The organism is Shigella sp. FC1567, from assembly GCF_001743015.1.
Lineage (GTDB): Bacteria > Pseudomonadota > Gammaproteobacteria > Enterobacterales > Enterobacteriaceae > Escherichia > Escherichia coli.
This window is the reverse complement of the sequence record NZ_MIIV01000246.1, coordinates 1-1,757: the sequence shown is the minus strand read 5'-3', so window position 1 is coordinate 1,757 and position 1,757 is coordinate 1. Positions and strand designations below refer to the sequence as shown.

The window sequence follows — 1,757 nt, the reverse complement described above, 5'->3', positions numbered from 1 at the left end:
TGTCGCCATTGTTCGATTAACGCGTATTTTTCAGCGACTCCTGTGCAAAATACGCTGTTGCTTTTTTTAATATATCTCGCTCAAGGCGAGCTTCATTTAACGCCTTACGCAGTTGCAGAATTTCAGATTCCAGTTCAGCCACCGTGCGGGAACCAGGAGTACCGAGCCCTTTTCTGGCGGCGGTAACCCATTGTCCTAAAGTGCCTTCAGGAAGGGATAATCGGGAAGCGCCTTCACTGATCGAAAGTTGATTTTCAAGAACCGTTCTGACAGCTTCGGCTTTGAACTCTTTAGAGTAACGTTGGTTTTTTCTGCTCATTATTAGCTCCTTCTGATGCCATTCTATTTCAGGAAGGAGTGTCCGTTAAACTCAGGCTACCTCAGGTGGTTGAAGAGCGTCAGCGCGGGTTAACCAGTTTGCGCCAAATTAACCGCAAGACCCGGGAAGTCATTGGTATTGCCTTTGATGATCCAGCCTATGTGACCTGGATTGCCTACAATCCAGAACCTGAAACCGCGCGATTGCGTTATGGTTATTCTTCCATGACCACACCAGACACTTTGTTTGAACTGGATATGGATACCGGTGAGCGTCGTGTATTAAAACAAACGGAAGTTCCTGGTTTTGATGCGGCGAATTACCGCAGTGAACACCTGTGGATAGTCGCCCGTGATGGCGTCGAAGTTCCGGTTTCGTTGGTCTACCATCGCAAACATTTTCGCAAAGGACACAACCCGTTGCTGGTGTATGGCTATGGTTCTTACGGCGCAAGTATTGATGCCGATTTCAGTTTTAGCCGCTTGAGTTTGTTAGATCGTGGCTTTGTCTACGCCATTGTCCATGTTCGCGGCGGTGGTGAGCTGGGGCAACAATGGTACGAAGACGGAAAATTTCTGAAGAAGAAAAATACGTTTAATGATTATCTTGATGCCTGCGATGCATTGTTAAAACTGGGCTATGGCTCTCCTTCGCTTTGTTATGCGATGGGCGGGAGTGCGGGGGGCATGTTGATGGGCGTTGCAATTAATCAACGCCCGGAATTATTCCACGGCGTTATCGCCCAGGTACCGTTTGTTGATGTTGTAACAACGATGCTTGATGAATCAATTCCTCTTACCACTGGTGAGTTTGAAGAGTGGGGTAACCCGCAGGATCCGCAATATTACGAGTACATGAAAAGCTACAGCCCGTATGACAACGTCACCGCACAGGCTTATCCGCATTTACTGGTAACGACCGGTTTACACGATTCTCAGGTGCAATATTGGGAACCGGCAAAATGGGTCGCTAAATTGCGCGAGCTGAAAACCGATAACCATCTTTTATTGCTCTGTACCGACATGGACTCAGGCCATGGCGGTAAATCTGGCCGCTTTAAATCGTACGAAGGCGTAGTGAACCGCCCCGGGAATCCTGGAGACTAAACTCCCTGAGAAAGAGGTAAACAGGATGACTAAAAATACTCGTTTTTCCCCCGAAGTCCGTCAGAGGGCGATTCGTATGGTTCTGGAAAGTCAGGGCGAATATGACTCACAGTGGGCGGCAATTTGTTCCATTGCCCCAAAGATTGGCTGTACACCGGAGACTCTGCGTGTCTGGGTACGCCAGCATGAGCGGGATACCGGAGGCGGTGATGGCGGGCTCACCACCGCTGAACGTCAGCGTCTGAAAGAGCTGGAACGTGAAAATCGTGAACTGCGCCGCAGTAACGATATCCTTCGCCAGGCTTCCGCTTATTTTGCGAAGGCGGAGTTCG

General features: G+C 49.3%; 1 protein-coding gene and 2 pseudogenes. 2 read left to right on the top strand and 1 reads right to left on the bottom strand.

What is annotated here, in order from left to right:
• Nucleotides 1-319: pseudogene (locus BHE85_RS14735) on the bottom strand (transposase); the annotation flags it as partial.
• Between the two features lie 65 nt (nt 320-384).
• Between BHE85_RS14735 and BHE85_RS14730 the strand changes: the two are divergent.
• Nucleotides 385-1,425 (top strand): annotated as a pseudogene (locus BHE85_RS14730) (prolyl oligopeptidase family serine peptidase); the annotation flags it as partial.
• Nucleotides 1,426-1,450: 25 nt separating this feature from the next.
• Nucleotides 1,451-1,757, top strand: a 307-nt coding sequence (locus BHE85_RS14725; RefSeq protein WP_032219445.1) for a transposase, incomplete at its 3' end; no start/stop codon positions are given.